Here is a 20,750-nt window from a genome sequence, read left to right on the forward strand (position 1 = left end):
TTTCTAGTTTCGAAAGATGAAATATACCGCGCCAAGCATACACAAGGCGGCCCAAAGATAGTCAAGCTTGACGGGCTGCTTCATGTACAGCACGGCGAAAGGGACGAAGACCAGCAGGGTGATGACCTCCTGCATGATCTTGAGCTGGGCAAGGTTCAGTTCGGTCGCGCCGATGCGGTTCGCCGGCACCTGCAGCAGGTATTCGAACAGGGCGATGCCCCAGCTCGCGACGGCGGCGACGAACCATGCCTGCGACTGCATGTTCTTCAGGTGGCCATACCACGCGAAGGTCATGAAGACGTTGGACGCGGTGAGCAGCATTGCGGTCTGCATCCACGCGGGCAGGGGCTGCATCCAGGCGGTCATGCGCAGTGTTCGGCGGGTCAGGCGGTTCCGGGCAGGCGCTCGATGCGCTGGTCGCGGATGCCGTCGAGCAGCTCGGCGACGATGCCGCGGCCGGGGATTACGGTGCCGGGGGCGATCTCCGCGAGCGGCACGAGCACGAAGGCGCGCAGGTGCATGCGCGGGTGGGGGATCTCTAGGCCGGGCTGGCTGATCGACGCGTCGCCGTACAGGAGGAGGTCGAGATCGAGTGTGCGTGGGGCAAGTTCGGTTTCGCGCGTGCGGCCGTGCTGCGTTTCGAGCGCGAGCAGGGTGTCGAGGAGCTGTTTTGCATCGAGCGTCGTGTCGACGGCGGCGACGGCGTTGAGGTAGTCGGGATGCCCGGTGACGCCGATCGGGGCGGTCCGGTAGAGGCTGGAACGGGCGACGAGGCGCGTGTCGGCGAGCGCATCGAGCGCCGCGAACGCGCTTTCGAGCGCGGCGGCGGCGTCACCGAGGTTGGCGCCGAGTGCAATGAATGCGCGCACCGCGCCCGGGCCCGGCGGCGGGCGGTGGGTGGTCATGATGCGTCGCTGGTGGCGGCTTCGGCCGCAGCCGGCTTGCGGCGGCGACGGCGGCGCTTGCGCTCGGGGGCCTCGGCGGCGGGGGCTTCGGCGAGCAGGGCATCACGGGCGTCGTGGCCGGCGTGGGCGAAGCGGTCCCACCAGTCGGGCAGCGCGGCATCGATCTCGCCGGACTGCGCGCGCAGGCGCAGGAAGTCCCACGCGGCGCGGTAGCGCGGCTGCTCGATGAGGCGGTAGGGCGCCTTGCCGCTGCACTTTTCGAAGCGCGGCTGCAGCGCCCAGATTTCCTTGATGTCGCCGACGATGCGCTTGGTGATCGCGAGCTTGCCGGCCTGCAGGTCGAGCACTTCGTCCATCGCGACGAAGAGCGCGGGCTGGTTGTGCTCGCCGTTCTTCTTGCGCGCTTCCCAGTTGGCGAGCACTTCGTGCCACAGCAGGGTCGCGAACAGGAAGCCGGGGGAGACGGGCTTGTCGGCGCGCACGCGCTCGTCGGTGTTTTCCAGCGACAGCGTGACGAAGCGTGCTCCCAGCGGCTGCTCGAGGATCACGTCGAGGAGCGGCAGCAGGCCGTGATGCAGGCCTTCCTCGCGCAGCTGCTTGAGGCAGCGCAGGGCGTAGCCCGAGAACAGCAGCTTGAGCATCTCGTCGAAGAGGCGCGCCGCGGGGACGTTCTCGAGGAGTTCCGCCATCTCGCGGATGGGGTTGCGCGCGGCCGGATCGAGCGTGAGGCCGAGCTTCGCGCCGAGGCGCACGCCGCGCAGCATGCGCACCGGGTCTTCGCGGTAGCGCGCGCGCGGGTCGCCGATGATGCGCAGGGTCTTGTGCTTGAGGTCGGCGACGCCGTGGTGGTAGTCGAGAATCTGCTCGGTGGTCGGGTCGTAGTACAGCGCGTTGACGGTGAAGTCGCGGCGCGTGGCGTCCTCGGCCTGCGAGCCGTACACGTTGTCGCGCAGCACGCGGCCGTGTTCGTCGGTTTCGGCGTCCTCGGCGGTCTGGCTGGCGCGGAAGGTCGAGACCTCGATCGTTTCCGGGCCGCTCATGACGTGCACGATCTTGAAGCGGCGGCCGATGATGCGCGAGCGGCGGAACAGCGCACGCACCTCCTCGGGCGTCGCGCTCGTGGCGACGTCGTAGTCCTTGGGCGGATGGCCGACCAGCAGGTCGCGCACGGCGCCGCCGACGACGAAGGCCTTGTGGCCGGATTCCTGCAGCACCGAGCACACCTTGCGGGCGGCGGGCGAGATCTGTTCGCGGCGGATGCCGTGCTGGGTGACGGGGACCAGCGCCGGTTCGGTGTTGATGGGCGACGCAGCGCGGCGGAAGACTTTACGCAGCAGCTTGCGGATCATTGGAAGGAGAGACTGGCAGTCAACATAAGCGGTGAATCATAACCGATGCGACACTGCGGTAGGGATCGCATCTCGGGGTGGGGCCGTTCGTGACGGCGGTCAGCGCAGCGAGATGATCGGCCAGTCGGCCGCCTGCGCGTGGGTGCGCAGTTTGTCGTCGGGGTCGACGGCGACCGGGTCGGTGACGCGCGCCATCAGCGGCAGGTCGTTGTGCGAGTCGCTGTAGAACCACGAGCGCGCGAAGCTGCCCGTGTACAGGCCGAGCGATTCGAGCCAGGCGTCGACGCGTTCGATCTTGCCGGCCTTGAACGCGGGCATACCGCGCGGCTTGCCGGTGAAGGCGCCGTTCTCCTGTGCCGGGATCGTCGCGACGAGGTGCGGGATGCCGAATTCGCGCACGATGGGGCCGGTGACGAAGCTGTTGGTGGCGGTGACGACGGCGACCAGGGCGCCACTGTCGAGGTGCCGGCGCACCAGCGCGCGCGCCTGGTCGGTGATCATCGGCGCGACCGCGGTCGCCATGAACTCGCGGTGCCAGGCGTCGAGCTGTTCGCGCGGATGGCGCGCGAGCGGGGCGAGCTGGAAGTCGAGAAACTCGAAGATGTCGAGCGTGCCGTCCTTGTACTGCTCGTAGAACCGGACGTTCTTCGCTTCCTGCACCTCGCGGTCGAGGACGCCCTTGGCGATGAGGAACTGGGCCCACTCGAAGTCGGAGTCGCCGGCGAGGAGGGTGTTGTCGAGGTCGAAGAGGACGAGATCCACGGTGTTTCCTTGGGGTTGGGGCGGCCGGCTCAGATGTCGAGGCCGGCCTGCATCATTTCGCGCAGCAGCGGCAGCGTGACGGCACGCTTGCGTTCGAGCGAGGCGGTGTCGAGGGCGTCGAGCACCGCGAGCAGGCTGGGCAGGTCGCGGCGGCCGTGGCGCATGAGGAAGTCGATCACGTCGTCTGCCAGCCGCAGGCCGCGGCGCGCGGCGAGCGTCGCGAGGATGGCCGCGCGCGATGCGTCGTCGAGCGGGCGCACCTCGTAGATCAGGCACTGGCCGATGCGGGTGCGCAGGTCTTCGCGCAGGGCGAGCCGGCGCGGCGCTTCGCTGCCCGCGAGGAGCAGCGTCTGGCCGAGGCCGCGCGAGCGGTTGAAGGCGTTGAAGAGCGCGATCTGGGCGTCGTCTTCTAGGCGGTCGACATCGTCGATGGCGAGGAGCAGGCCCGGTGTCTGCGGCAATTCGTCGCCGACTTCGTGCGCGGCGATGCAGGCCGTGGGCCGTCCCGTCGCGGCGGCGAGCGCGCCGCGCAGGAGATGGCTGCGGCCGCTGCCGGCGGGCCCCCAGAGGTAGAGGTGGCCGAGCGGGGGCGCCGACGGATTGGCGATGGTGCGCAGCGCGGCGGCGAGCTCTTCGTTGCCGCCGACGACGAAGTTGTCGAGGGTCGGGGGGGCGTCGGGGCGGATGTCGAGGACGAGCTGTTTCATTGCGGTTCGTCCGCGGACGGGGCGCCGAGATAGACGCGGCTCGCGAGCCAGGCCGTGCGCACTTCGCGCAGCCCGACGAGGATGGCGGCGCTGGCCGGCAGGGCGACGAGGATGCCGACGAAGCCGAAGAGCTGGCCGAAGGCCATCAGCGCGAAGATGACCGCGAGCGGATGCAGGCCGATGCGTTCGCCGACGAGGTAAGGGGTGAGGAGGAAGCTTTCGATGAGCTGGCCGAGGCCGAACACGATGGCGACGCCGATGAGCGGCGACCAGCCTTCGGCCTGCAGCAGGGCGGTGAGGATCGCGAGCAGCAGGCCGCCGCCGAAGCCGACGTAGGGGATGAACACCAGCAGGCCGGTGATGACGCCGACCGGCAGCGCGAACTTGAGGCCGGCGATCCACAGGCCGACGCTGTAGTAGACGGCGAGCAGCAGCATCACCGAGAGCTGGCCGCGCAGGAATTCGGAGAGAACGCGGTCGATGTCGCCGATGATGCGCATCGTGCGTTCCAGCATCGGGCGCGGGATCACGGTCTGCAGGCCGCCGAGGATGTGCGGCCAGTCCTGCAGCAGGTAGAACATCACGACCGGCACGAGGAAGATGCTCGCGGCGACGCCGAGGAGCGCCGTGCCGCCTTGGCGCAGGTGGTTCAGCACGACGGGGATGAGATCCTGGGCGCTGCTCCAGTGTTCGGCGATCCAGCTGCGGATGAAGGCCGCGTCGAGCTGGAACTCGACGTCGAAATGGGTCAGCAGCAACGGGGCGAGGCGCGCATTGAGGAGTTCGACGAGGTCGGGCAGGCGGCGCAGCAGGGCGACCGCTTCGCGGTACACCATCGGCACGAGGATCAGCGAGAGCAGCAGCAGGAGCAGGCCGGCGCCGAGGATCACGACCAGTACCGCGAGGGCGCGCGGGATGCGGCGCGCGGCCATCCCGTTGACCGCCGGATCGCAGATATAGGCGAACACCGCGGCGATCGCGAAGGGGGCGAGGATCGGCGACAGGGCGTAGAAAAGTCCGCCCAGCGCGAGCGCGACGCCGGCCCAGGCGGCGGTTTGCAGACGGTCGGCGCGGGAAGGGTTCATTTCGAGTAAAATCGCGGATTTGGCGCGGGCGCTCGGCGACCCGCGAAACCCGTAAATGTAGCCACTTGGCGTTGCGGCCTCAAGTTCCGCTGCCCGCCGGGTCGGCCGGAACGTGCATCCCGCAAGCCTGAGGAACGATCTTGAGCGCCCCGAAAACTTCGCTTTCCTACCGTGATGCCGGCGTCGATATCGATGCCGGCGACGCCCTCGTCGACCGCATCAAGCCGCTGGCGAAACGCACCATGCGCCCCGAAGTGCTGGGCGGCATCGGCGGCTTCGGCGCGCTGTTCGAACTGTCGAAGAAGTACCGCGAGCCGGTGCTGGTGTCCGGCACCGACGGCGTCGGCACGAAGCTGAAGCTGGCGTTCCAGCTGAACAAGCACGACACGGTGGGCCAGGATCTGGTCGCGATGAGCGTGAACGACATCCTCGTGCAGGGCGCCGAACCGCTGTTTTTCCTCGACTACTTCGCCTGCGGCAAGCTCGATGTGGAGACCGCCGCGGCGGTCGTCGGCGGCATCGCGCGCGGCTGCGAGCTGTCGGGCTGCGCGCTGATCGGCGGCGAGACCGCCGAGATGCCGGGGATGTACCCGGACGGCGAGTACGACCTCGCAGGTTTCGCGGTCGGCGCGGTCGAGAAGTCGGAGATCATCGACGGTTCGACGATCCAGCCGGGCGACGTGGTGCTGGGCCTCGCGTCGAGCGGCGCGCATTCGAACGGCTATTCGCTGATCCGCAAGATCATCGAGCGCGCGAAGCCGGACCTGGATGCCGATTTCCACGGCCGGCCCTTCCGCGACGTCGTGCTCGAGCCGACTCGCCTGTATGTGAAGCCGATGCTGGGCCTGATGCGCGCGATCCCGGGTGTCGTGAAGGGCATGGCGCACATCACCGGCGGCGGCCTGACGGAGAATGTGCCGCGCATCCTCGCCGACAACCTGACCGCGAAGATCGACGCATCGTCGTGGACGCTGCCGCCGCTCTTCCAGTGGCTGAAGCGGGAAGGCAACGTCGATGCGCAGGAGATGTACCGCGTGTTCAACTGCGGCGTCGGCATGGTCGTGATCGTGGCGCCCGGGCAGGCCGATGCGGCGATCGCGAATCTGCGGGCCGCCGGTGAGACGGTGTATCGCCTGGGCTGCATCGAGGCGCGCGCCGAAGGCGTGGCGCAGACGACGGTCGCCTGAGGTTTTCCGCCTTGCCGAGGGGGTGCGGAAAGGCGCTCCCGCTGTCCGTGCAACTCGCTGCCGGACGGGTTGTCTGCAGTAGTCAGGGAGCGCACCACTGCGGGGTGCGCTCGTTTTTTTCTCCGGATCCTTCCTTGAGTGCTCGTCCAAGATGCCCGCCCGCCGTCGCCTGATCGCCGCCGTCAGCCTTGCCGGAACCGCCGCCCTCGCAGGCTATGCGTATCACGCGAACCGCAGTGCCGGGCCGGCCCCGTTGGTGCCCGGTGCGACATCGCCGGCGGCCGCCAGTGCAGCGGCCGTGCAGGGGCCCGCGGACGTCGAGACGGCCGCCGTCGTGGCCGAGGCGATGGCGGACGACGTGACCGCGGTGGGAACGCTGCGTTCGAACGAGTCGGTGGTCCTGCGCCCCGAGGTCGCCGGGCGCATCGCGGCGATCCGCTTCCGCGAAGGCAGCCCGGTCCGGCACGGTGACGTGCTCGTCGACTTCGATGCCGCCGTGCAGCAGGCCGAGGTGCAGCAGGCGCGGGCGAACCTCGCGCTGGCACAGGCCAACTTCGGCCGCACCGAGGACCTCTTCAACCGCAAGTTCCTGAGCCAGAGCGCGCGCGACGAGGCGGCTTCGCGGCTGGAAGTGGCGCGCGCGAACATGGCGCTGGCCGAGGCGCGCCTCGGCAAGATGAGTGTCCGCGCACCCTTCGCGGGGATCGTCGGCATCCGCAACGTGAGCGTCGGCGATTACGTCAAGGAAGGCGCGGAGCTCGTCAATCTGGAGGACATCGCGACGCTCAAGGTCGATTTCCGGCTGCCGGAGATCTACCTCGCGCAGATCCGGCCGGGGCAGAAGCTGGAGCTCGCGTCCGATGCGGTGGAGGGCAGGCGCTTCGCTGCGGTGGTCAGCGCGATCGATCCGCTCGTCGACGAGCAGGGGCGGGCGGTGGTGATGCGCGCGACGCTGCAGAACGACGGGCTGCGCCTGCGCCCGGGGATGTTCGCGCGCGTGCGGCTGATCCTGCAGGAGCGCGCGAACGTCGCGGTGGTGCCCGAGGAGGCGCTGGTGCCGGCGCCGGGCGACGTGCAGTTCGTGTATCGCGTCGTGGATGGCAAGGCGCAGCGCGTCGAGGTGAAGACGGGCGCGCGGCGCGGCACGCGGGTGGAGATCGTCAGGGGCGTGCAGGCGGGCGACCTGGTCGTGACCGCCGGGCAGCTGAAGCTGCGCGACGGGGCGGCGGTGCGGGTCGTGGGCGCCGGTGACGCGCCGGTCGCGCCCGAAGCGGGCACCGCCAAGCCGGCGAGCTGAGGGGGGCGGCCATGGTCCTGTCGGAGATCTGCATCAAGCGCCCGGTGTTCGCGACGGTGCTGTCGCTGCTGGTGCTGCTGATCGGGCTGATGTCGTACTTGCGCCTGACGGTGCGTGAGTACCCGAACATCGACGAGCCGGTCGTGACCGTCGATACGACGTACAAAGGGGCGAGCGCGGAGATCGTCGAGTCGCAGGTGACGAAACCGCTGGAGGATTCGCTCGCCGGCATCGAGGGCGTCGACGTGCTGCAGTCGATCAGCCGCCAGGAGCGCAGCCAGATCACCGTGCGTTTCCGCATCGAGCGCAGCGCCGACAGCGCCGCCGCGGACGTGCGCGACCGTGTGTCGCGCGTGCGCCGGCGCCTGCCCGACGACATCGACGAACCGGTGATCTCGAAAGTGGAGGCCGACGCCAACCCGATCATCTGGATCGCGTTCTCGTCGGATCGCCATTCGCCGCTGGAGCTTTCCGATTTCGCCAGCCGCGTCGTCAAGCCGCGCCTGCAGACATTGTCGGGGGCGGCGGATGCGCGCATGTTCGGCGAGCGCCGCTATTCGATGCGCGTGTGGCTGGACCGCGACCGGCTGGCGGCTTTCCGGCTCACGCCGCAGGACGTCGAGGACGCGATCCGCCGGCAGAACGTGGAGCTGCCCGCGGGGCGCATCGAGAGCCGCGAACGCGAGTTCGCGGTGGTGGCGCAGACCGATCTGGCGACGCCGCGCGAATTCGAGTCCATCGTCGTGCGCCAGCCGCAGGCGCCCGGCGGCTACGCGGTGCGCATCCGCGACGTCGGCCGTGTCGAGGTCGCGGCGCAGGACGAGCGCACGCTGGTGCGCTTCATGGGCAAGCCGGCGGTGTCGATCGGCCTCATCAAGCAGTCGGTGGCGAATCCGCTGGATCTCAAGCGCGGCCTCATGCAGATGCTGCCGGTGCTGCAGGCGGAGCTGCCGCAGGGCATGAAGATGGACATCGCCAACGACACGACGGTGTTCATCGACCGGTCGATCGCGTCGGTGTTCAGCACGATCTGGGAGGCGGTGCTGCTGGTCGCGGTGATCTGCTTCTTCTTCCTGCGCAACTGGCGCGCGATGCTGATCCCGCTGGTGACGATCCCGGTGTCGCTGGTCGGGGCGTTCGCGCTGATGTTCCTGTTGGGCTTCTCGATCAACACGCTGACGCTGCTCGCACTGGTGCTGGCGATCGGCCTCGTCGTCGATGACGCGATCGTCGTGCTGGAGAACATCTACCGCCACGTCGAGGAAGGGATGGCGCCGCTCGCGGCGGCCTTCCGCGGGGCGAAGGAGATCGGCTTCGCGGTGGTCGCGATGACGATCACGCTGGCGGCGGTGTATGCGCCGGTGGCGTTCATGACCGGGCGCACCGGCAAGCTGTTCACGGAGTTCGCGCTGACGCTCGCGGGCGCGGTGATCGTGTCGGGCTTCGTCGCGCTGACGCTGTCGCCGATGATGTGTTCGAAGCTGCTGCGCCACGAGAAGAGGCACGGACGGCTGTACAACGCGATCGAGGGCTTCCTGGCGTGGCTGACGGCGGGCTACCGCCGCGCGTTGGGGGTGGCGCTGAACCTGCGCTGGGTGGTGATGCTGGCGTTCGCGCTGGTGGCGGGGACTTCGGCGCTGCTGTTGAAGACGCTGAAGACCGAGCTCGCGCCGGTCGAAGACCGCGGCCGCGTCGTGGGCATCTTCTCCGGGCCGGAAGGCGCGACGATCGACTTCATGGCGCGCTACGCGGCACAGCTCGAGGGGATCTATTCGAAGGTGCCCGAGGTGGATCGCTACCTCGTGATCTCGGGCAACCCGACCGTGTCGCAGGGCATCTCCTTCGCCGGCTTCACCGACTGGAAGGCGCGCGAACGCAGCGCGACCGCGATCGCCGGCGAGATGCGGCCGAAGCTCGCCGCGATCCCCGGCCTGCAGGTGTTCCCGGTGCTGCCGGCGTCCTTCGGGCAGAGTCCGCGCACGCGGCCGATCAGCTTCGTCGTCACGACGTCCGAGTCCTACGACGAGCTGGCGCGCTACACGGAGCAGATCCTCGACGCGATGCGCCAGCAGCCGGGCTTCGTGTCGCCCGACACGGACCTGAAGCTGACCAAGCCGGAACTCGCGGTCGACGTCGATCGCGACAAGGCGGCCGACCTCGGTATTCCGGTCGATGTGATCGGGCGCACGCTGGAGACGATGCTGGGCGGGCGGCAGGTGACGCGCTACAAGCAGGACGCCGAGCAATACGACGTGATCGTGCAGGTGGATGCGCCGAGCCGCGCGGTCGCGCGCGACATCCGCGAGATCTACGTGCGCGCGAAGAACGGCGGGATGGTGCCGCTGGCGAACCTCGTGAAGGTGCAGGACCGCGTGAGTCCGCGCGAGCTCAATCACTTCGGGCAGCGGCGCTCGGTGACGATCTCGGCGAACCTCGCGCCCGGCTTCGCGATGGGCGAGGCGCTGGCGTGGATGGAAGGCACGGCGGCGCGCATCCTGCCGGCCGGCTATGCGGTCGACTACGACGGCCAGTCGCGCGAGTTCAAGACCAGTTCGGCAAGCCTGGCGCTGACCTTCGTGCTCGCGCTGGCCTTCATCTACCTCGTGCTGGCGGCGCAGTTCGAGAGCTTCCGCGACCCCTTCATCATCATGCTGACGGTGCCGCTGTCGATGACCGGCGCGCTTGCGGCGCTGTACTTCGCAGGTGGCACGCTCAACGTGTATAGCCAGATCGGGCTGGTGACGCTGGTCGGCCTCATCACCAAGCACGGCATCCTGATCGTCGAATTCGCGAACCAGCTGCGCGACCAGGGGGCGGCGCTGCGCGATGCGGTCGTCGAGGCGTCGGTGCTGCGCCTGCGACCCATCCTGATGACCACCGGCGCGATGGTGCTGGGCTCGATCCCGCTCGCGCTCGCGACCGGCGCGGGGGCGGAGAGCCGCCAGCAGATCGGCTGGGTGATCGTCGGCGGGCTGCTGCTGGGGACCTTCTTCACGCTCTTCGTCGTGCCGACGGTCTATACCTTGCTCGCGCGGCGCGAACGCAACCTGCTCGCGGCGGAGCACGGCACGCCGGTGTCGGCCTGAGCGGGCGCGGCGTGTCCGACGCGCAGATACATACGCCATCGCGCCCGCGCAGCGTCCTCGCAGCCTGGCTGATGGCGGGACTGGTGCTGCTCGCCTTCGCGCACGGCGCGCGCACCGGGCTGCCTGCGTGGCCGGCGGGTGTTGCCGCGTGGGGCGCGGGCGTTGCGCTGTGGCCGCGGCTCGACGGCAAGCAGCGGCGCTTTGCGCTGATCCTGTGCGGACTGGGGGCGCTCGCGCTGGCCGCGGCCGTGTGGCGCGGCGCGCGGCCCGCGTGGGGCGGGCTGCTGACGCAGAACACCGCGCTCCTGGGGATGCTCGCGGCGGTGAGTTTCCTGCAGCTCGTCGGCTTCGGCAAGGACGGGGAGCGGCCGCTGCCGCGCGGGCGGCGCGCGCTGTGGCAGACGCTCGCGGGCGTGCATGTGCTCGGGGCGGTGATCAACATGTCGGTGGTCTTCATCCTTGCCGAGCGCATCGCGCAGAACGGGCGGCTGAGTGCGGCGCAGGCGGCGCTGCTGTCCCGCGGATTTCTGCTCGCGGCGCTGTGGTCGCCCTTCTTCGGCGCGATGGCGGTGGCGCTCACCTACGCGCCGGGCGCGCGGCTGGAGGATCTGGAGCTGGCCGGGCTGCCGCTCGCCGTGGTGTTGCTGTGGCTGATCACGCGCACGTTGCCGCTGTCGGCGGGCGAGGCGGAGGGCGGATTCGTCGGCTTCCCGATGCGGGTGTCGTCGCTGTGGCTGCCGCTGGTCCTGACGGCGATGGTGTCGGCGGGACTCGTGTGGCTGCCGGGCTGGTCATCGCTGGCGGTGATCAGCGGGTCGGCGCTCGCGATCAGCGCCGTGGCGGTGCTGGTCGCGAACGGACCGGCGGACGGCGTCGAGCGCATCGCCGCGCACGCGCTGCGCCGGCTGCCGGCGATGTCCGGCGAGCTGATGCTGTTCCTCGCCGCGGGCGTGTTCGCGACTGGGCTGCAGGCGTTGATGCAGGGCGACGTCGGCTGGACGCCCTTCGACCGCTTCGGCCCGGTGCAGGCGGCGCTGGTGCTGGGGGCGATGGTGGCGCTCGCGGCCATCGGCGTGCATACGGTGATCACGATCGTGATCGCCTCGACCTGGCTCGCGCCGCTGTCGCCCGATCCGATGCTGCTGGCGCAGATCTTCCTGATGGCATGGAGCATCGGCCTCGCGCTGAATCCGATGGCGGGCGTACATCTGTCGCTGCAGGGGCGCTTCGGTCTGTCGGCGGTCGGGCTCGCCCGTGGCAATCTTCGCTACTGCCTCGCGAGCTATGTGCTGGCGTCGCTGTGGCTGATTACCGTGGGGGCGTGGCGCGGGCTGCTATGAGGCGGCAAGCAGGCGCCGGGCCGTCGCGGCGACCGCGTCGGTGAGGTCCGCACGCAGGCAGTCGAGTTCGACCAGCTCCGGCCAGGTCTCGCGGAACTGGCGCTGCCAGGTGAGCTGGCGCTTGGCGAGTTGGCGTGTCGCGGCGATGCCCTTGAAGCGCATCGTGTCGTAGTCGTCCACCCCGTCGAGGTATTCCCACGCCTGGCGGTAGCCGACGCAGCGCATCGACGGCATCGTCAGCTCCAGGCGGTAGCGGTCGCGCAGCTTGCGGACCTCGTCGAGGAGGCCGCCGGCGAGCATCGCATCGAAGCGCTGTTCGATGCGCGCATGCAGCACCGCGCGGTCGGACGGTGCGAGCGCGATCGGCAGCAGGCGGAAGGGTGGCGGCGCCATCTCGCGCTTCGCGTAGCTGTCGGCGAGGGGCTGGCCGGTGAGGCGGACGATCTCCAGTGCGCGCTGGATGCGTTGGGAATCGCCCGGTTCGAGCCGCGCGGCGGCCTCCGGGTCGAGGCGCGCAAGCTCCGCGTGCAGCGCCGGCCAGCCGTGCTGTGCCGCTTCGGCGTCGATCTCGGCACGCAGCGCCGCGTCCGCGGCAGGCAGGTCGGACAGCCCCTCGCGCAGCGCCTTGAAGTACAGCATCGTGCCGCCGGCGAGCAGCGGGACGCGGCCGCGCGCGGTGATCTCGTCCATCAGGCGCAGCGCGTCGGTGCGGAACTGCGCGGCCGAGTAGTTCTCCTCCGGCGTGACGATGTCGATCAGGTGATGCGGGCAGGCGGCGAGCTCCTCCGCCGTCGGCTTGGCCGTGCCGATGTCCATGTCGTGATAGACGAGCGCCGAATCGACGCTGACGATCTCGATCGGCAGCTCACGGGCGAGCGCCAGCGCGGAGGCGGTCTTGCCGCTGGCGGTGGGGCCGAGGAGGAGCAGGGCGGGGGGAAGCATCGCGGCGGGCGGACGGGCAGGAAGTCAGGCCGCGATTGTAGCGACGAACGGCCCGGCAGGGTTCGCCGGGATCCGGGCCGTGGTTTCAGTGCGTTCGCACGAGCACGGCGAGCAGCGTTGCGCCCGCGAGCGCAGCGCCCGCGACGAAGGTCCAGGCCGCGCCGAACTGTTCCCACAGCAGCCCGGCCAGCGCGCTGGCGAGCAGCAGGCCGACGCCGCTGACGAGGTTGAAGACGCCGTACGCGGTGCCGCGCAGCGGGGCCGGCGCGGTGTCGGCGATCATCGTCGCGAGCAGCCCCTGGCTCATGCCCATGTGCAGGCCCCACAGCGCGATGCCGGCAGCGAGCCACGGCCAGTCGGCGCCGCGCGCCAGCGCGAGGTCAGCGGCGATCAGCACGACGAGCCCGAGCGCGAGCAGGCGCGCGTGGCTCATGCCGTCGGCCAGCCGCCCGAAGGGGTAGGCGGTCAGCGAGTAGACGACGTTCATGCCGACCAGCACCAGCGGCGTCCACGCGACGGGCAGGCCGGCGTCGAGCGCGCGCAGCACGAGGAAGGCTTCGGAGAAGCGCGCCAGCGCGAACAGCGCGCCGATCCCCACGACCCGCCAGTAGGCGTGCGGCAGCAGGCGCAGGTTCTCGCGCCGGATCGGGTTGAGCACCGGCGTGCCGGCCGGGCGTTCGGGTTCGCGCACGCCGAACAGGAGCAGCGCGACCGACAGGAAGCCGGGGATGATCGCGACCCAGAACACCGCGCGGAAATCGTTCGCCCACAGCAGCATCAGCCCCATCGCGAGCAGCGGGCCGAGGAAGGCGCCGATGGTGTCGAGCGACTGCCGCAGCCCGAAAGCCGCGCCGCGCATCTCGGGCGGGGCGATGTCCGCGACCAGCGCGTCGCGCGGCGCGCCGCGGATGCCCTTGCCGACGCGGTCGATGAGGCGCGCGGCGAGCACCAGGCCGGAACTCGTCGCCAGCGCGAACAGCGGTTTCGACAGCGCGCCGAGCCCGTAGCCGAACACCGCGAGCGGCTTGCGCTTGCCCCAGTAATCCGACAGCGCGCCCGAGAACACCTTGACGATCAGCGCGGTCGCCTCGGCGGCGCCTTCGATGAGGCCGACCGCGAGCGCGCCGGCGCCGAGCGAGGTGACGAGGAAGACCGGCAGCAGGCTGTGGATCAACTCGGACGAGACGTCCATCAGCAGGCTGACGAAGCCGAGCATCCAGATTGCGACCGGCAGATTCGGGCGGGCCGAAGCCCGGGGCAGTACGGACGATGCGTCTTTCATGGTCCTGGCGTGGCGAATCGGTTGCGGCATTGTGGCATGCGGACGTGGACCGAGAAATGACGGGACTGCGAAATGTCGCAGATCAAGGACCCGTGCGCGAACCTTGCCCAGAATCGGCCGCGGTCCAATCCGGACATCCGTTTCAGCTCGTGTTCACCATCGCATGAAGTTCCTCGCCCATCCCCTCTGGCTCGTCGGTTTTCGCCCCTTCTTCAGCCTCGCATGCCTGGCGGGACTGAGCCTGCCGCTCCTCTGGGCGCTCATGTTCAGCGGGGCGCTGCCGGCGCCGGCCGGGCGCTTCACGCCCGTGCAATGGCATGCGCACGAAATGTTCTTTGGCTTCGGCTGGGCGGTGATGGGCGGCTTCCTGCTGACGGCGTCGAAGAACTGGGTGCAGATCCGCGGCTACCACGGCGTGGCGCTGATGTGGCTCGCCGCCGCGTGGGGCTTCGAGCGCATCGGCATGGCGTGGGGTGGAACGTGGCCGGCAGCGCTGTTCTGGCTGTCGAACCTGGTCTTTCTCGGCTCCATCGTCGCGATGCTGTTGTGGACGCTGATCCGCTACCGCAGCCGGGACAGCTTCCGCGACAATTACTTCTTCCTCGTCGCGCTGCCGCTTTTCATCGCCGCGAAGCTGCTGCTCCTCGACGGCGCGCATTTCCACGCCGGCGTCGCGATGGTGATCGGGCTCTTCCGCGTCGCCTTCCTCGTGATGCTCGAGCGCACGCTGACACAGTTCATGAAGGGCGTGTTCCAGGCCGAGATCGTGCGCCACCCGGTGCTCGACAACCCGATCAAGCTGATGGCGCTGTCGCTGGTGTTCGTCGCCTGGATGCCGAAGGCGATGGCGGGGGCACTGCTGGTCGTGCTCGCCTTCCTGCTCGTCGCGCGATTCATGCTGTGGAAGCCGCAGCTCGCGATGCGCCGGATCGAGCTCGCGGTGATGTACCTCGGTTACGCGGCGATCGTCGCCCAGCTGCTGCTCGAATTCGCTGTGCTGCACGCGTCGCCGGGCTGGGTCGGCAGCGTGTCGGTGCACGTGTTCACGTTCGGCGTGATGGGGCTGATCATCCCGGCGATGTTGGTGCGCATCTCCAAGGGGCATACGGGGCGCAAGGTGGTCTTCGACGCCGGCGACAAGCTGCTGCTGTGGATCATGATGGCCGGATTCGTCGTGCGCGTCGTGCTGCCGCAGCTCGCGCCGGGGGCCTACACCGCGTGGGTCCATCTGGCCGCCACGGCGTGGTTCGCGTGCTTCGCGATCCTCGGCTGGCGCTACATCCCCTTCCTGTTCGCGCCGCGCGTCGACGGCAAGGAGCACTGAGGGCGGATCAGTCGGGCCGCAGGTCCGCGCCCGTCGCGGGCAAGCGTCGCAACACGGCCGGCGTGCGCGGCGCAACGACGCGCGCGCGCAACTGGCCGCAGCCGCCGTCGACGTCCTGCCCGGCCGACTGGCGCAGCTTGGTGAGCACGCCGCGCTCGTGCAGGCGGCGCGCGATCGCCTCGGCGTGCCCGCGTTCGGGGCGCGCGAAGCCGAAGCCATCCACGCTGTTCCACGGAATCATGTTCATGATCGCGTACTTGCCGGCGAGCAGGCGCACGATGCCGTCGATCTCCTCGTCGGTATCGTTGATGCCGGCGAGCAGCGTCCACTGGTACTGGATCGGGTAACCGGTCGCACGCGCGTAGTCTTCGCCCCGCTCGACGAGTTCCTCGGGGGCGATGCGCGGCGCGCGCGGCAGCAGCTGCTCACGCAGCTCCGCGCGCGTCGTGTGCAGCGACAGCGCCAGCGCGGGCTTGACGCGCCCCTGCGGCAGGCGCTCGAACACGCGCGCGTCGCCGACCGTCGAGAACACCAGGTTCTTGTGCCCGATGCCGCCCTCGGTGCCGAGGAAGTCGATCGCTTCGAGCACGTTGTCGAGGTTGTGCGCCGGCTCGCCCATGCCCATGAACACGACCTTCTTCACGAAGCGGCGGGCGCGCGCGAGCACGACCTGGGCGACGATCTCGGCGCTGCCGAGCTGGCGGATGAGGCCGTCGCGACCGGTCATGCAGAAGGTGCAGCCGACTGCGCAGCCGACCTGGGACGACACGCACAGGCCGTCGCGCAGCAGCAACACGCTTTCCACCGACTGGCGGTCGGCGAGCTGCACCAGCAGGCGCGCGGAACCGTCCTCGCCGGGATGCTCGGAGAGCACGCGGGCGAGATTGCCGAGCTCCTCGCCGAGCGCCGGCAGCGCGCCGAGGATGCGCGGCGAGAGGAAGCCGTCGGCGCGCTTGCGCCCGCTGTCGAGCGGCCGCGCCTGCGCCCATGCGCGCAGGATCGCCTGTTCGTGGCAGGGCTTGGCGCCAAGGTCTCGCAGGCGCTGGCGGAGGTGTTCGATACGCATCGGGGCGGATGCTAGCACGGCGGCCGCGCCGCGGAGCGCGCCGGAACCTTTACACGTCGCTGTCGTTCGTGCCGCGCTTGCGGCCGCGCCGCAGCAGGCCGCCGAGCAGCCTGCCGACCCGCTCGGGGAAGTGGCTGGACGTCCAGGCGAAGGCGCTGTACTTGATCAGCTTGCCGGCCAGCATCGCCGCGAACACGCCGGCGTAATCCGGGCGCAGCGCGCCGAAGAACATCAGCGCCGGCGTCTGCGGCAGCGGCGACAGGGCGACCAGGAACAGCGCGGCGGTGCCGTAGCGGGCCCCCCAATCGACGACCCGGGTCCAGGACGCATCGGTCGCCAGCTCGGGATAGCGCTCATAGAGCTGGGTCCAGCCGAGATGGTGAAAAACCAGCATCAGCACCGTCGCGCCGATCGCGCTGCCCAGTGCGGACACCCCGCTGATGGCGCGCCAGCGCCCCGCGGCCATCAGGGTCGCCGGCACGACCACCGCCGTGACGGGCCAGGCGGCCGTCACGGTGCCGACGAAGGACAGCGCGGCGCAGGCGAGCACCAGCCGGTTCCCTGCCGCTGCGAAGCGCAGGATACGGTAGAGCAGGGCTTCGATGCGGGCGGCGAGCATGCCTGGGCGTCTTTCCGTAAGTGGCAAGGGCATGGCGGGAAAGGGGTACTTTACCCTTGAGACGGGGCACGGGGGATGGGGCTGGCGTCGGCAGGATCGTCTGCCGCGCCCGTTCCTGGCTTGATTGCGGGGGCAATCCGGGCAGGCGCCAAGGGGCGGCGGCGTCTGCCCGGTTGTCCGTGAGGTGCCCCGCCGGCCGTGACCCGTCGTCCCTGGGGGCGGCGGTCGGCTCTCGTTGCGTCAGCCCAGCTCGATCGGCACGAAGATGCGTGCGTCGCCGCGCTGGATCAGCAGTGCGACGTGCTTGCCCGCATCGGCGAGCTGCTTGCGCAGCTCATCCACGCGACGCACCTGCTTGCCGTTCACCGCGAGGATCACGTCGCCTTCCTCGATCCCGGCGCGGGAGGCCGGCCCGGACGAATCGAGCACCAGCAGCCCGCCGTGCGTTTCGGTGGCTTTCTGCTCGTCGGGGGTCAGCGGGCGCACCGAGACGCCGAGGCGCCCGCTGTCGTCGGGTTGGGCCGCCTCGTCGGCCGCCGCAACCTTGTCGGGCTGCTGTTCGCCCACCGTGACGGTGACTTCCTGTGTCTTGCCCTTGCGCCAGATCTCGAGTTTCACCGGTTTCCCGGGCGCCACGACCGCAACCTTGGGCGGCAGCTCCGCGGACGATGAGATCGCGTCCCCGTTGAACTTCAGCACCACGTCGCCGGCTTCCAGCCCGGCGGCGGCGGCGGGGCTGCCGGCTTCGACATGGCTCACCAGGGCGCCGCGCGCGACGGACAGCCCGAACGAATCGGCAAGCCCCTGGTTGAGATCCTGGATCGCGATGCCGAGCCGTCCGCGCGTGACCTTGCCCTGCGCGAGGAGTTGGTCCTTCACGTGCGCGGCGACGTTGATCGGGATCGCGAACGAGAGGCCCTGGTAGCCGCCCGACTGGCTGTAGATCTGCGAATTGATGCCGACGACCTCGCCTTTCAGGTTGAGCAGCGGCCCGCCGGAGTTGCCCGGGTTGATCGCCACGTCGGTCTGGATGAAGGGAACGTAACCTTCGTCCGGCAGCGAGCGCGACTTGGCCGACACGATGCCGGCGGTGACGCTGTTCTCGAAGCCGAAGGGCGAGCCGATCGCGAGCACCCAGTCGCCGACGCGCAGATCCGCCGGGTCGCCGAGCGGCACGGTGGGGAGGCCCTGCGCGTCGATGCGCAGCACGGCGATATCGGTCTGCTTGTCGATCCCCACCACCTTCGCGGTGAATTCGCGCTTGTCGGTGAGCTTGACCGTGACGTTGTCGGCGTTCGCGACGACGTGTGCGTTGGTGAGCACGATCCCGTCGGAACTCACGATGAAGCCCGAGCCCTGTCCATGCGTGATCTGCTCGCTCGGCTTGCCCTTGCCGCGCGGCGCGAAGCGGCGGAAGAAGTCGGAGAAGGGGTCGTCGGGGTCCAACTGGCCGAACGGGTTGCGTCCGCGCGCGGTGGTCTTCACCGTGCCCTCGACGCTGATGTTGACGACCGCCGGACCATACGACTCGACGATGCTGCCGAAGTCCGGCAACGCCGCGGCGGCAAGCGGCTGTCCCGCGCGCACGGCGGCCGGGGCGGTGACGGTAGCCAGCGGGGTCACCGAGTGGCCGATTTCGTAACCGCCCCACATCGTGGCGGCGATGGTCGCTGCTGCGACACCGGCAAGCTTGAGTGTTTGTGAAGTCATGATTCGATTCCTCCCGTCCCGGATGTTCCGGTATCGGATGCATTCCCGGAGGCGATGGTGGCACTCTACGGGCCGTTGACTTAAATCAAGCTTAAGAAAGCACTGATTTGCCCGAGGCGTCAAGCCGCAGGGCTGAATCCGACGGCGATGCGCAGACCGCCGAGCGGCGAGGCGTTCAGCACGACCGACGCCTCGTGGCGCTGGGCGATGCTGCTGACGATGGCCAGCCCGAGTCCGCTGCCGGATTCGACCTGGCCGGCCGGCCGGTAGAAACGGTCGAGCACACGCTCGCGCTCTTCGGGCGGGATGCCCGGCCCGCTGTCATCGACACGCAGCCAGCACCGTCCTTCGTCCCGGCCGACCGACACATCCACGCGGCCGCCGCGCGGCGTGTAGCGGACGGCATTGTCGATCAGGTTGCCGGCGAGCGTGCGCAGCGCGGCCGGCTCGCCCATCGTCGCGAGGCCGTCGTCGAGCGACTCGGCCCCGAGATCGATGCCCCGTTCGCGCGCCAGTGCGGCGTGGTCGGCGAGCGACTTGCGCGCCAGCTCGGCGAGCTGGACGCGCTCGCGCCGTGCCGCAATGCCTTCTCCCGGCTCCTCGCGCGCGAGTGTCAGCAGTTGCTGCACCAGATGGGTCGCGCGGCCCAGTCCCGTGCGCAGCTCGCCCAGCGCGGCGGCGCGTGTCGTTTCATCGCGGGCGCGTTCGCACAGCTGGAGCTGGATCTGCAGCGCCGCGAGCGGGGTGCGCAGTTCGTGGGCAGCGTCGGCGACGAAGGCGCGCTGCACGCTCATCGCATGCCGCAGCTGCTCGAGCAGTTCGTTCAGTGCGCGCGCCAGCGGCCGCGCCTCGTCCGGGATGCCCGTGAGCGGCAAGGCGTCGAGCGAATCGGCGCGGCGCGTGGCGACCTCCCGCGCGAGCCGCTCCAGCGGGCGCAGGCCGCGGCCGACCAGGTACCAGATCAGCGCCCCCAGCAGCGGGGTCAGGGCAATCAGCGGAATCAGGGTGCGCAGCGCCGCATCGGCGGCAAGGCGGCTGCGCACCGCCATCGGCTGGGCGATCTGGATCACGTGGTCGAGCAGCGGGATCGAATACACGCGCCATTCGCCTTCGGACGTGGTGACTGTCGTGTAGCCCAACTGCGCGCGCGCCGGCAGCGCGGTGTGCGGGTGCGAGAGATACAGGCGAACCCCGGTGTCGTCCCAGATCTGGATCACCATGTCGAGCGACTCGTCCGGCGGCGCGACGTTGGGGCCCGCGAAGCGCCGGTCACGCAGCGACAGCGCGAACTGGCGCAGGTTGTAATCCATCAGCGCATCGATCTCGCCGTGCGCCATGCGATAGGTCGCGGCACCGCCGAGCGCGAACACCAGCACCAGGGCGCCGAGCAGCGACAGCACGAGTGTGCGGCGCAGGGAGTTCATGGCTGTTCCGGCACGTAGTAACCGACGCCGCGCAGGTTGCGGATCCATTCGGCGCCCAGCTTGCGGCGCAGCGAGTGGATATGCACCTCCACGGCATTGCTTTCGACTTCCTCGTCCCAGCCGTAGATCCTTTCCTCGATCTGGGCACGCGACAAGGGGCGGCCCGGATGTTCCAGCAAGGCCGACAGCAGCGCGAATTCGCGCGCGGACAGCCGCACCGGTTCGCCCGCCAGCGTCACGGCACGGTTCGCGGGGTCGACCTGGAGGTCCCCCAGCGTCATCAGGGGGCTGGCCTGGCCGCGTTGGCGGCGCAGCAGCGCCCGCACGCGCGCCGACAGTTCGTCGAGGTCGAAGGGCTTGACGAGGTAGTCGTCGGCGCCCGCATCGAGCCCGCGGATGCGGTCGGCGACCGCGTCCCGCGCCGTCAGCACCAGCACCGGCAGCGCGTGGCCGGCCGTGCGCAGGCGCTGCAGCAGCTCGATGCCGTTGCGGCGCGGCAGGCCGACGTCGAGCAGCACGAGGTCGTAAGGGTTGTCGCTGATCGCGAGTTCGCCGGCGATGCCGTCGCGCACCCAGTCGACGGCATAACCGTCCTGGCGCAGCGCCTGTTGCACGCCGGCACCGATCATCGGATCGTCTTCGATCAGCAGCAGTCTCATGGTGGC

The 20,750-nt window shown here is 69.8% G+C and carries 18 protein-coding genes; 5 read left to right on the forward strand and 13 right to left on the reverse strand.

Annotation, left to right across the window (positions count from 1 at the left end):
* Window positions 1-3: 3 nt before the first annotated feature.
* From CDA09_RS06205 to CDA09_RS06230, 6 genes are all read right to left on the reverse strand, one after another.
* Entirely contained in the window at window positions 4-366 is a 363-nt protein-coding gene (locus CDA09_RS06205; protein WP_121427827.1) for a DMT family protein, read from the reverse strand.
* Window positions 367-383: 17 nt separating this feature from the next.
* Window positions 384-905, reverse strand: a complete 522-nt coding sequence (folK, locus tag CDA09_RS06210; RefSeq protein ID WP_121427828.1) for a 2-amino-4-hydroxy-6-hydroxymethyldihydropteridine diphosphokinase — start codon at window positions 903-905, stop codon at window positions 384-386.
* The gene (gene pcnB, locus CDA09_RS06215; protein WP_121427829.1) at window positions 902-2,254 is read right to left on the reverse strand and encodes a polynucleotide adenylyltransferase PcnB; all 1,353 of its coding nucleotides are present in this window, start codon (window positions 2,252-2,254) and stop codon (window positions 902-904) included. The genes folK and pcnB overlap by 4 nt, the downstream gene beginning before the upstream one ends.
* Before the next feature lie 99 nt (window positions 2,255-2,353).
* Window positions 2,354-3,016 carry a histidinol-phosphatase gene (locus tag CDA09_RS06220; RefSeq protein ID WP_121427830.1) on the reverse strand — a complete coding sequence of 221 codons (663 nt, stop codon included), beginning with the start codon at window positions 3,014-3,016 and terminating at the stop codon, window positions 2,354-2,356.
* A 29-nt stretch (window positions 3,017-3,045) separates the two neighbouring features.
* Entirely contained in the window at window positions 3,046-3,723 is a 678-nt protein-coding gene (gene hda / locus CDA09_RS06225; RefSeq protein ID WP_121427831.1) for a DnaA regulatory inactivator Hda, read from the reverse strand.
* Complete coding sequence (locus tag CDA09_RS06230; RefSeq protein WP_121427832.1) at window positions 3,720-4,808, reverse strand: AI-2E family transporter; 1,089 nt, start codon at window positions 4,806-4,808, stop codon at window positions 3,720-3,722. Before CDA09_RS06230 ends, hda begins: the two co-directional genes overlap by 4 nt.
* A gap of 140 nt (window positions 4,809-4,948) precedes the next feature.
* Here CDA09_RS06230 and purM point away from each other — a divergent pair, with 140 nt between their 5' ends.
* The 4 genes from purM (at window position 4,949) to CDA09_RS06250 (ending at window position 11,718) form a co-directional block, all read left to right on the forward strand.
* Window positions 4,949-5,995 (forward strand): phosphoribosylformylglycinamidine cyclo-ligase, encoded by a 1,047-nt coding sequence (gene purM, locus CDA09_RS06235; protein ID WP_121427833.1) that lies wholly within the window; start codon window positions 4,949-4,951, stop codon window positions 5,993-5,995.
* 151 nt (window positions 5,996-6,146) lie between these two features.
* Window positions 6,147-7,292, forward strand: coding sequence for an efflux RND transporter periplasmic adaptor subunit (locus CDA09_RS06240; protein ID WP_121427834.1), 1,146 nt, complete (start codon window positions 6,147-6,149; stop codon window positions 7,290-7,292).
* A gap of 11 nt (window positions 7,293-7,303) precedes the next feature.
* On the forward strand, window positions 7,304-10,378 hold the full coding sequence (locus CDA09_RS06245; protein ID WP_121427835.1) for an efflux RND transporter permease subunit: 3,075 nt from the start codon (window positions 7,304-7,306) through the stop codon (window positions 10,376-10,378).
* Window positions 10,379-10,389: 11 nt separating this feature from the next.
* Window positions 10,390-11,718, forward strand: coding sequence for a hypothetical protein (locus CDA09_RS06250; RefSeq protein WP_121427836.1), 1,329 nt, complete (start codon window positions 10,390-10,392; stop codon window positions 11,716-11,718).
* On the opposite strand, the gene miaA is transcribed toward CDA09_RS06250, so the two are convergent.
* Window positions 11,713-12,660 (reverse strand): tRNA (adenosine(37)-N6)-dimethylallyltransferase MiaA, encoded by a 948-nt coding sequence (gene miaA, locus CDA09_RS06255; protein WP_121427837.1) that lies wholly within the window; start codon window positions 12,658-12,660, stop codon window positions 11,713-11,715. The two genes, CDA09_RS06250 and miaA, sit on opposite strands and share 6 nt — an antisense overlap.
* Window positions 12,661-12,745: 85 nt before the next feature.
* A complete protein-coding gene (locus tag CDA09_RS06260; RefSeq protein ID WP_286164389.1) occupies window positions 12,746-13,942 on the reverse strand; it encodes an MFS transporter in 1,197 nt (398 codons plus the stop codon).
* Between the two features lie 163 nt (window positions 13,943-14,105).
* On the opposite strand from CDA09_RS06260, the gene CDA09_RS06265 reads away from it, so the two are divergent.
* Entirely contained in the window at window positions 14,106-15,266 is a 1,161-nt protein-coding gene (locus CDA09_RS06265) for an NnrS family protein (protein WP_121427839.1), read from the forward strand.
* 7 nt (window positions 15,267-15,273) lie between these two features.
* Here the strand turns inward: CDA09_RS06265 and CDA09_RS06270 are convergent, their stop codons facing one another.
* The 5 genes from CDA09_RS06270 to CDA09_RS06290 form a co-directional block, all read right to left on the reverse strand.
* Window positions 15,274-16,332: an RNA methyltransferase gene (locus CDA09_RS06270; RefSeq protein WP_121427840.1), complete on the reverse strand. Its 1,059-nt coding sequence runs from the start codon at window positions 16,330-16,332 to the stop codon at window positions 15,274-15,276.
* A gap of 49 nt (window positions 16,333-16,381) precedes the next feature.
* Entirely contained in the window at window positions 16,382-16,951 is a 570-nt protein-coding gene (locus CDA09_RS06275; RefSeq protein WP_121427841.1) for a hypothetical protein, read from the reverse strand.
* A gap of 240 nt (window positions 16,952-17,191) precedes the next feature.
* On the reverse strand, window positions 17,192-18,661 hold the full coding sequence (locus tag CDA09_RS06280; RefSeq protein WP_121427842.1) for a DegQ family serine endoprotease: 1,470 nt from the start codon (window positions 18,659-18,661) through the stop codon (window positions 17,192-17,194).
* Between the two features lie 119 nt (window positions 18,662-18,780).
* Complete coding sequence (locus tag CDA09_RS06285) at window positions 18,781-20,085, reverse strand: ATP-binding protein (RefSeq protein WP_121427843.1); 1,305 nt, start codon at window positions 20,083-20,085, stop codon at window positions 18,781-18,783.
* Window positions 20,082-20,744 carry a response regulator gene (locus CDA09_RS06290; RefSeq protein WP_121427844.1) on the reverse strand — a complete coding sequence of 221 codons (663 nt, stop codon included), beginning with the start codon at window positions 20,742-20,744 and terminating at the stop codon, window positions 20,082-20,084. The genes CDA09_RS06285 and CDA09_RS06290 overlap by 4 nt, the downstream gene beginning before the upstream one ends.
* Between the last annotated feature and the right edge of the window lie 6 nt (window positions 20,745-20,750).

Origin of the sequence: Azoarcus sp. DN11, assembly GCF_003628555.1 — a bacterium.
GTDB lineage: Bacteria > Pseudomonadota > Gammaproteobacteria > Burkholderiales > Rhodocyclaceae > Aromatoleum.

Bases quoted from the DNA above. Each gene is read 5' to 3' on its own strand.
- CDA09_RS06205 (WP_121427827.1), bottom strand. From the start codon at position 366: ATGACCGCCTGGATGCAGCCCCTGCCCGCGTGGATGCAGACCGCAATG.
- folK (WP_121427828.1), bottom strand. From the start codon at position 905: ATGACCACCCACCGCCCGCCGCCGGGCCCGGGCGCGGTGCGCGCATTC.
- pcnB (WP_121427829.1), bottom strand. From the start codon at position 2,254: ATGATCCGCAAGCTGCTGCGTAAAGTCTTCCGCCGCGCTGCGTCGCCC.
- hda (WP_121427831.1), bottom strand. From the start codon at position 3,723: ATGAAACAGCTCGTCCTCGACATCCGCCCCGACGCCCCCCCGACCCTC.
- CDA09_RS06230 (WP_121427832.1), bottom strand. From the start codon at position 4,808: ATGAACCCTTCCCGCGCCGACCGTCTGCAAACCGCCGCCTGGGCCGGC.
- CDA09_RS06240 (WP_121427834.1), top strand. From the start codon at position 6,147: ATGCCCGCCCGCCGTCGCCTGATCGCCGCCGTCAGCCTTGCCGGAACC.
- CDA09_RS06245 (WP_121427835.1), top strand. From the start codon at position 7,304: ATGGTCCTGTCGGAGATCTGCATCAAGCGCCCGGTGTTCGCGACGGTG.
- miaA (WP_121427837.1), bottom strand. From the start codon at position 12,660: ATGCTTCCCCCCGCCCTGCTCCTCCTCGGCCCCACCGCCAGCGGCAAG.
- CDA09_RS06260 (WP_286164389.1), bottom strand. From the start codon at position 13,942: ATGAAAGACGCATCGTCCGTACTGCCCCGGGCTTCGGCCCGCCCGAAT.
- CDA09_RS06265 (WP_121427839.1), top strand. From the start codon at position 14,106: ATGAAGTTCCTCGCCCATCCCCTCTGGCTCGTCGGTTTTCGCCCCTTC.
- CDA09_RS06270 (WP_121427840.1), bottom strand. From the start codon at position 16,332: ATGCGTATCGAACACCTCCGCCAGCGCCTGCGAGACCTTGGCGCCAAG.
- CDA09_RS06275 (WP_121427841.1), bottom strand. From the start codon at position 16,951: ATGCTCGCCGCCCGCATCGAAGCCCTGCTCTACCGTATCCTGCGCTTC.
- CDA09_RS06280 (WP_121427842.1), bottom strand. From the start codon at position 18,661: ATGACTTCACAAACACTCAAGCTTGCCGGTGTCGCAGCAGCGACCATC.
- CDA09_RS06285 (WP_121427843.1), bottom strand. From the start codon at position 20,085: ATGAACTCCCTGCGCCGCACACTCGTGCTGTCGCTGCTCGGCGCCCTG.
- CDA09_RS06290 (WP_121427844.1), bottom strand. From the start codon at position 20,744: ATGAGACTGCTGCTGATCGAAGACGATCCGATGATCGGTGCCGGCGTG.